The sequence below is a fragment of the Frankia sp. Mgl5 genome (genome assembly GCF_023242985.1).
GTDB classification, from domain to species: Bacteria; Actinomycetota; Actinomycetes; order Frankiales; family Frankiaceae; genus Parafrankia; species Parafrankia soli.
Genome location: NZ_JALKFY010000688.1, coordinates 45280 through 52932, shown reverse-complemented (window position 1 = coordinate 52932; position 7653 = coordinate 45280). Strand labels below are relative to the sequence as shown.

7 protein-coding genes are annotated in these 7653 nt (G+C 73.9%); 6 read left to right on the top strand and 1 reads right to left on the bottom strand.

The annotated features are described in order from the left end of the window. The first annotated feature begins 299 nt into the window (after positions 1–299). From MXD62_RS25835 to meaB, 4 genes are all read left to right on the top strand, one after another. Entirely contained in the window at positions 300–857 is a 558-nt protein-coding gene (locus MXD62_RS25835; protein ID WP_050796088.1) for a SigE family RNA polymerase sigma factor, read from the top strand. Beyond that, complete coding sequence (locus MXD62_RS25830) at positions 854–1852, top strand: VCBS repeat-containing protein (protein WP_248832017.1); 999 nt, start codon at positions 854–856, stop codon at positions 1850–1852. The genes MXD62_RS25835 and MXD62_RS25830 overlap by 4 nt, the downstream gene beginning before the upstream one ends. A 336-nt stretch (positions 1853–2188) precedes the next feature. Then, positions 2189–3373, top strand: coding sequence for an acetyl-CoA C-acetyltransferase (locus tag MXD62_RS25825; protein ID WP_248832016.1), 1185 nt, complete (start codon positions 2189–2191; stop codon positions 3371–3373). Positions 3374–3387: 14 nt separating this feature from the next. Further along, positions 3388–4473: a methylmalonyl Co-A mutase-associated GTPase MeaB gene (meaB, locus tag MXD62_RS25820; RefSeq protein ID WP_248832015.1), complete on the top strand. Its 1086-nt coding sequence runs from the start codon at positions 3388–3390 to the stop codon at positions 4471–4473. A gap of 53 nt (positions 4474–4526) precedes the next feature. Here meaB and MXD62_RS25815 read toward each other — a convergent pair whose 3' ends face one another. After that, a complete protein-coding gene (locus tag MXD62_RS25815) occupies positions 4527–5996 on the bottom strand; it encodes a hybrid sensor histidine kinase/response regulator (RefSeq protein ID WP_248832014.1) in 1470 nt (489 codons plus the stop codon). Positions 5997–6242: 246 nt separating this feature from the next. On the opposite strand from MXD62_RS25815, the gene MXD62_RS25810 reads away from it, so the two are divergent. Together MXD62_RS25810 and MXD62_RS25805 are read left to right on the top strand one after the other, a co-directional pair. Continuing rightward, on the top strand, positions 6243–6539 hold the full coding sequence (locus MXD62_RS25810; RefSeq protein ID WP_248832013.1) for an MTH1187 family thiamine-binding protein: 297 nt from the start codon (positions 6243–6245) through the stop codon (positions 6537–6539). Between the two features lie 159 nt (positions 6540–6698). Further along, entirely contained in the window at positions 6699–7637 is a 939-nt protein-coding gene (locus tag MXD62_RS25805; protein ID WP_248832012.1) for a tetratricopeptide repeat protein, read from the top strand. Positions 7638–7653: the final 16 nt, after the last annotated feature.

The window sequence follows — 7653 nt, the reverse complement described above, 5'->3', positions numbered from 1 at the left end:
CCTTGCGCACCACCACACCCCGGTACGACTCCGGCACCGCCAACGCCCCGAACTCCGCCCGCCGCTCCGGCGAACGCCCCCCACCAGCCATGATCGCTTCGAGGATCCGCTTCATTCTCGATCTACCTCCGGCGTCTGTCGGGTGCCCGGTGGCGGGGCTCCGCCGCCCGGCGTGGTGGACGACCCGCAGGTCGGCGGGCCAGGAGAACTGAGGGGTGTCGGCGTGCCGCGCGACGCGATAGAACTTCTGGGACAACCTTGGAGGGTCGGCGCGCGTCAGACTTTGCGTGACCGCGCCCATGACAGTCGTGGAAGGGTGGCGGCCCGTGCCTGCGCGGAGCGACGCCGCCCGTAGCGCCGTCGCGCGGGACGCCGACGCCGCTCTGACGGCGTTGTACTCCGAGCACTACCGATCCCTAGTCCGTCTCGCGGCACTGCTGCTGGATGACATCGGGTTGTGCGAGGAGGTCGTGCAGGACGCCTACATCCGGGTGCACGGTGCCTGGGGTCGGCTCCAGGACCGGGACAAGGCCCTGGCCTACCTCCGTCAGACGGTGGTCAATCTCGCACGGTCCACCCTCCGGCGTCGACTGGTCGCTCTCAAGCACGCCCCCAAGCCGATGCCCGACGCCGCGAGCGCCGAAGAGGGGGCCTACTCTCTGGTCGAGCGGGCCGCCGTCGTCCAGGCACTGCGGGAGCTGCCCAGACGGCAACGGGAAGCGGTCGTGCTCCGCTACTACGCGGACATGTCGGAGGCTGACGCCGCCGCGGTGATGGGCTGCAGCGTCGGGTCGGTGAAGGCCTACACGTCACGGGGGCTGGCGGCACTGAGCGGCAAGCTGGAGGGCCTGCGGTGAGCAGCGGGCTCGAACCGGAGGAGCTCACCCGCCTGCTGCGGGCGGCGGTGGAGCCCGTGCGGGCGTCCCCCGACGCGCTGCACCGCATCCGGGCCGGGGTGGAGCGCCGCCGCTGGTGGCGCCTGCCGCTGATGGCCACCGGTGGCGTGGCGATGGCCGCCCTGATCGTCCTGGCCATCGTCGCGGTCCGGCCGAAGTCGTCGAACCAGCAGGTCGTCGAGCCCGCCGCACCGCCGCTGGTGTCCTCGGTGCTCTCCGAGACCAGCCGGCCGGCCACCCCGTCCACCGGGGGGGCTGGCGGCTCGAACGGCGGCAACGGCGTCCCCGGCTCGACCAGGCCGCCGCGGGCGACGTCCAGCCCGTCGGCGGCGGCGACGACCCCGCCGTCCACCGTGAGCCCGTCGAGCCCGCCCGCGAGCGCGACGCCGGGGCCTGGCGGCTCCGGCGCTGCGGACCTGCCCACCCCCGTTACCCGGCCGGCGGGCGCCAGCGACGTGGACGGGGACGGGATCGGCGACCAGGTCCGCGTCAACGAGACGACCTCGAAGGTCGAGGTGACCTTCTCCCGCAGTGGCAGGACCACCAGCGTCGACCTGCCCGGCCTGCAGCTCCCGACGGTTCACGCCGTCGTGGACGCGAACGTCGACGGCTTCGCCGAGATCCTGGTCCGCACCGCGACCCGCGACGCCATCGAGGAGTACACGATGCTCCGCTACGCCGCGCGGGACGTGCTCGCGCCGGTCACCCTCGGGCCCGGAGTGCGCCTGTCCGCCGGCCAGCGCGACAACGCCGGCTTCGGCTTCGGCTGCGACGAGACCGGGATGCGGCTCGTCGCCGGCACGTCGTCGACCGTCGGAACGGACTTCCAGGTCGTCACCACCCCGCTCCAGCTCACCCCGGAGGGGCTGGTCACGGCCGGGCAGGGCACGACCACCCAGCTGCCGGCGTCGGGCGCGAACAGCCAGTTCCGGGCATCCTGCGGCGTCTTCTCCTGACCGGTCCGCCTACCGGTCCGTTCTTCCTGACCGGTAGGCCGACGGCCCGTTCGTCCTGACCGCCGCCGTGTTTCGCCGGCGCTCCTCCGGGCGCGGCGGGCGATGTTCGTCACACAGGGCCGTCCTGGGGCTGTTCCGGCGGGCGGCACCCCCGGCGCGTCCACCAAGATCACGTTATTGTTGCTGGGAGAGTTTTGTTCTCCCCACCCGTCCGGCCGTCATGGCCGGCGGAACGCGGTCGCGGCACATCGCGGGGGTAGCCTCGCGGCACATCGCGGGGGTAACCGTGCAGGGCCGGTGCCGCGCGAGCCGGTACCCGTGACCTAGGAGGCGTCCATGCCTGGTTCTGTCATCGTGGCCGGTGCGCGCACCCCGATCGGCAAGCTCTCCGGCGCCCTCAAGGACTTCACCGCGGTCGACCTGGGCGGTATCGCCATCCGCGCCGCGCTCGAGCGGGCCGGGCTGGCCGGCGACGCCGTCGACTACGTCATCCTGGGCCAGGTCATCCAGGCCGGCGCCGGCCAGGCCGCCGCCCGCCAGGCCGCCGTGAAGGGCGGCATCCCGATGACGGTGCCGTCCACCAGCATCAACAAGGTGTGCCTGTCGGGCCTGAACGCCATCTCGCTGGCGGACCTCTACATCTCCAGCGGTCAGTACGACGTCATCGTGGCCGGCGGCATGGAGTCGATGACCCGCTCGCCGCACCTGCTGCCCGCGCTGCGCGGCGGCGTCAAGTACGGCGACACCACCCTGACGGACTCCATCGCGGTGGATGCCCTCACCTGCGGGTTCGACCAGGTGTCGATGGGTCTCGCGACCGACCGGTACAACTCCCGCTACGGCATCACCCGCGAGGAGCAGGACGAGTTCAGCGCCCGGTCGCACCAGCGGGCCGCGGCCGCGGCGAAGAACGGCCTGTTCGAGAACGAGATCGTCCCGGTCGAGGTGCCCCAGCGCCGCGGCGACCCGATCGTCGTCAGCGCGGACGAGGGCGTCCGGGCCGAGACGACGGCGGAGAGCCTGGCGAAGCTGCGCCCGGCGTTCGACAAGGCCGGCTCGATCACCGCCGGCTCGGCCTCCCAGATCTCGGACGGCGCGGCCGCGGTCGTCGTGACGAGCCGGGCGAAGGCCGAGGAGCTGGGCCTGCCGATCATCGCCGAGATCGGCCACCACGGCTACGTGTCCGGCCCGGACCCGTCCCTGCACTCCCAGCCGTCGAACGCGATCCTCGCCGCCCTGGCGAAGGAGAAGCTGACCCCGGCCGACCTCGACCTCGTCGAGATCAACGAGGCGTTCGCGGCCGTCGGCATCCAGTCGATGCGCGAGCTGGGGATCGGCCCGGACATCACCAACGTCAACGGCGGCGCGATCGCGGTCGGCCACCCGGTCGGGATGTCCGGCGCCCGGGTCGCGCTCACCCTCATGCTCGAGCTGCAGCGCCGCGGCGGCGGCATCGGCGCGGCGGCGCTGTGCGGCGGCGGCGGCCAGGGCGACGCCCTGGTGCTGCGCGTTCCGGCGTGAGCTCGGGCTCCGGCGTGAGCGCGGGCTCCGCCGGGGTCGCTCCAGCCGGTCCGGCGAGATCCGGGCCGGCGACAGCCGGGCGGGCGCGCGCCGCGCGCCCGAGCCCGGCGGAGCTCACCACCGCCGCCCTGGCCGGTGACCGGCGCGCGGTGGCCCGCCTGATCTCGCTCGTCGAGGACGAATCCGACGCCCTGCGCGAGGTGAGCGCCCTGCTCGCCCCGCACACCGGCCGCGCCCGGGTGATCGGTCTGACCGGGGCTCCCGGGGTGGGGAAGTCGACGTCCACCTCGGCGCTGGTCGGCGCCTTCCGGGCTCGCGGGCTGCGGGTGGGCGTGCTCGCGATCGACCCGAGCTCCCCGTTCACCGGCGGCGCACTGCTGGGCGACCGGGTCCGGATGGTCGAGCACGCCACCGACCCGGAGGTGTTCGTCCGCTCCCTGGCCACCAGGGGCAACCTCGGCGGGCTGTCCTGGGCCACCCCACAGGCGCTGAGGGTCCTCGACGCGGCCGGCTTCGACATCGTGCTGATCGAGACCGTCGGTGTCGGCCAGGCCGAGGTGGATGTCGCCTCGCTGGCCGACACCACGCTGGTCCTGCTCGCCCCGGGCATGGGGGACGGGATCCAGGCGGCCAAGGCCGGCATCATGGAGATCGCCGACATCCTCGTCGTCAACAAGGCCGACCGTCCCGGCGCCGACCACACCTACCGCGACCTCGTCGCCGCCGTCCGGATGGCCGGTGGCAGGGCGGTCGGTGGCACGGCGGCCGGTGGGGCGGCGGAAGCCGGCTGGCAGCCCGAGGTCGTGCGGCTCGAGGCCGCGACCGGAAAGGGCGTGCCGGAGCTCCTGGACGCGATCGAGCGCCACCACGACTGGCTGCGGACGTCCGGTGAGCTCGAACGCCGCCGGCTGCACCGCGCGGCCGAGGAGATCTCCCAGATCGCCCTGGCCGGCATGCGGGCCCGGCTGGGCAGGCTCAACGGCGCGGCCCAGCTGGCCGACCTGGCCCGCCAGGTCACCTCCGGCCGCCTCGACCCCTATACCGCGGCCGCCACTCTCCTGGCCGCCGTCCCCGACCCCCACCTCCCGCGCTCCGGGTGACGTGACGGTCAGCTGCCGGGGCGGTCAGCTGACAGCCGGCCGCCCTCCAGGCCTCAGGCGGTGGTGAGCTGCGAGGTGGCGGCGATCAGCGAGGTGACGTCCAGCGGCATGCCGAGGACCTGTACGGCGCCCGCCTGGCGCAGGCGGGTCCACTCGTCCGGGTCCACCTCGGTGGTCAGCACCAGGGCGGGGACGGTGCCCGCCACCGGGTCCGCGGCCAGCCGGGGGAGGAGGTCGACCGCGGTCACGTCCGGCAGGTCGCGGTCGAGGAGGACCAGCGACGGGCGGGCCCGCCGGATGGCCTCGACCGCGAGGGCCCCGCGCGGCACGCTGATGGTGTCCGCCCCGAGCGCGCTCGCCAGGGTGTCGCTGACCAGGGCGCGCAGCCCCGGGTCGCCGCTGACATGGACCACGCGAAGGCCACCCGGCTCGAGCTGCCCGTCGCCCACGAAGTCGTCCGGGTCCTCCTCGGTGTGGTCGTAACGGACGTCCACGGCGTCCAGGACGACCGCGAAGACGCTGCCCACCCCGGGCCTGCTGGCAACCGTCAGAACACCGCCCATCGCCGTCACAAGGGCGTGGGAGAGGGCCAGACCGAGGCCGCTGCCCTCGACTCCGGTGTCCTCGGCCCCGAGGCGCTCGAACGGCCGGAACAGCCGGGACAGCGCGGACGGGGACAGCCCGATCCCGTCGTCCTCCACCTCGATGCGGATCCGTGAACCGGTGACCGGGACCACGCCGACCCGGACGTTGCCGCCCTCCCGGCCGTACTTCAGCGCGTTGCCGACCAGGTTCAGCAGGACCTGCCACAACCGGCGGCGGTCCGCGTCGGCGATGAGAGGCCGGGCCGGATGGATGATCCGCCGGATCCCGCGGCGCTCGGCCAGCGGCTCGACCAGCTCGACCACGCCCTGGACGATGTCCAGCACGTTCACCGGCCCCTTGTTGATGTCACCGCGCCCGGCGCGCAGCCGCGCCAGGTCGAGGACGTCGTCGATCAGGGCCTGCATGTGGCGGCCGCCGGTGATGATGCGCTCGACGTCCTCGTGCAGGTCGGGCGTGAGCGGTTCGAGCTCGAGGAGCTGGGCGAACCCGAGCATCGCGTTCAGCGGTGTGCGCAGCTCGTGGCCGAGCCGCGCGACGAACTCGTCCTTGGACCGCGACTCGGTCTCGGCGGCCCGGCGGGCACGCGCGTCGACGGTGTCGCGGGCGACGATGACCATCCCGCCGGCCGGGTCCAGCCGCGCCGTGACCGTGTACGGCGCGGTCGTGCCGGCCAGGTCGATCAGCGAGACGGTGCCCCGCCACACGCCCGTCCGGGCCAGCGCCTGCGACACCGGGCCGGCGAGCTCGACCCGGCACGCGGGATCGACCACGTCGGACAGGTCGTGCAGGTGCGGCGCCGTGCCGATCCGGTCTCCCACGAACGCGCGCGCGGCCGCGCCGAGTTCGAGGACACGCCCGTCACCGCCGACGACCACCACCAGGTCGGTCAGCGTGTCGAGCAGGGTACTCAGCCCCACCTAAGCCTCGTCTGCCTCGTCATAAGTCTGCATCCACCCCACGGCGGGTCATGGTAGGGCGTACCGTCAGCGCGCGTTGTCCCGGGTTTGGTGAACTCCGGTCAATTCTCACCTAGCATCAACATCCCGTGACGGGTTCGTCGCGAAAAATGGCTCTCCGGTCGGGTGGGCACCCATGGTTCGACTCCGCGTGGAACCAGCGCAGACCTCCGTGTCCGCAGCGCGAGGCATGGTAGGCCTGTCCACATGCTTGTTGCCTTCAGCGTCACTCCCATCGGTCTCGGCGAGGACGTCTCGGCTCCGGTCGCCGAGGCGGTCCGGGTCGTGCGCGACTCCGGCCTGCCGAACGAGACCAACGCGATGTTCACGATCATCGAGGGTGAGTGGGCCGAGGTGATGGACGTCGTACGGCGGGCCACCGAGGCCGTGGCGGCCCGGTGCGGACGGGTGAGCCTGGTGCTCAAGGCTGATCTGCGCGAGGGCGTGAGCGACGCGCTGCACGCCAAGGTCGCCAGCGTCGAGCGCCACCTGGCCGGCGACTGAGGCCGGGCGCCGGGTGTCCGGGTGTCGCCACCGAGGTGACCACGCGCGGAAAAGTGGCCCGGGGGCGTCCTGACCGCGACCGCCGGGTGTAACGATGGAGACATGCAGCGGAGGTCACCTGTCCCACCCGGCTCGCCGCGCAGGGGCGGGCCGGGCAGTATGCCCGACACCCTCGGCGGCCTACGGCTCGCCGGTGCGGTTCCCCTAGACCCGAAGCCGGCCCAGCCGCCGGCGCCCCCGGCCGGCCGGGCCGGCCCCGGTGGCTCTCCCGGCGGCGCGGCGCCCGCCGGTGCCGCCGGCCCGGTCGTGATCGACGTGACCGAGGCGACGTTCGCCGAGGACGTCGTGAACCGTTCCATGCAGGTTCCCGTGGTCATCGACTTCTGGGCCGAGTGGTGCGGGCCGTGTAAGCAGCTCAGCCCCATCCTGGAGCGCCTCGCCGCCGCCGACGGCGGCCGCTGGGTGCTCGCCAAGGTGGACGTCGACGCCAACCCCGGTCTCGCGCAGGCCGCGGGCGTGCAGGGCATCCCCGCGGTCAAGGCGGTGGTCGGCGGCCGGATCATCGGAGAGTTCACCGGCGCGGTCCCCGAGCGGGAGGTGCGCGGCTGGCTGGACCAGCTCCTGAGCGTCGTCGGGGAGGCGATGGGCGGGCTGCCGGGGGCGGGAGCCGAGGGCGGTCCCGCGCTGCCGCCGAACATCGCCGCCGCGGAGGACGCGATGGCCGCCGGCGACCTGGACGCGGCCGCCGCCGCCTACCAGGCCCAGCTCGCCGAGGCCCCCGGGGACGCGGACGCCACCCTCGGCCTGGCCCGGGTGGAGCTGCTGCGGCGGGTGCGCGGCTACGACCCGGCCTGGCTGCGTCAGCGGCTCTCGGAGAACCCCGACGACGTCGAGGCGGCGCTCGCGGTGGCCGACCTGACCATCGCCCAGGGCGACCCGGCCACCGGCCTGGGCCGCCTCGTCGACCTCGTCCGCCGCACCTCGGGCGACGACCGGGAGAAGCTGCGGGCGCATCTGGTCGGGCTGTTCCAGGCGCTGGGCGACGGCGAGCCGGCGGTCGCCCCGGCCCGGCGGGCCCTCGCCGCCGCCCTGTTCTGAGCACGCCTGTCTGACA

Coding starts and splice junctions, on each gene's coding strand:
- MXD62_RS25825 (WP_248832016.1), top strand. CDS start 2,189: ATGCCTGGTTCTGTCATCGTGGCCGGTGCGCGCACCCCGATCGGCAAG.
- MXD62_RS25805 (WP_248832012.1), top strand. CDS start 6,699: ATGCCCGACACCCTCGGCGGCCTACGGCTCGCCGGTGCGGTTCCCCTA.
- MXD62_RS25810 (WP_248832013.1), top strand. CDS start 6,243: ATGCTTGTTGCCTTCAGCGTCACTCCCATCGGTCTCGGCGAGGACGTC.
- MXD62_RS25835 (WP_050796088.1), top strand. CDS start 300: ATGACAGTCGTGGAAGGGTGGCGGCCCGTGCCTGCGCGGAGCGACGCC.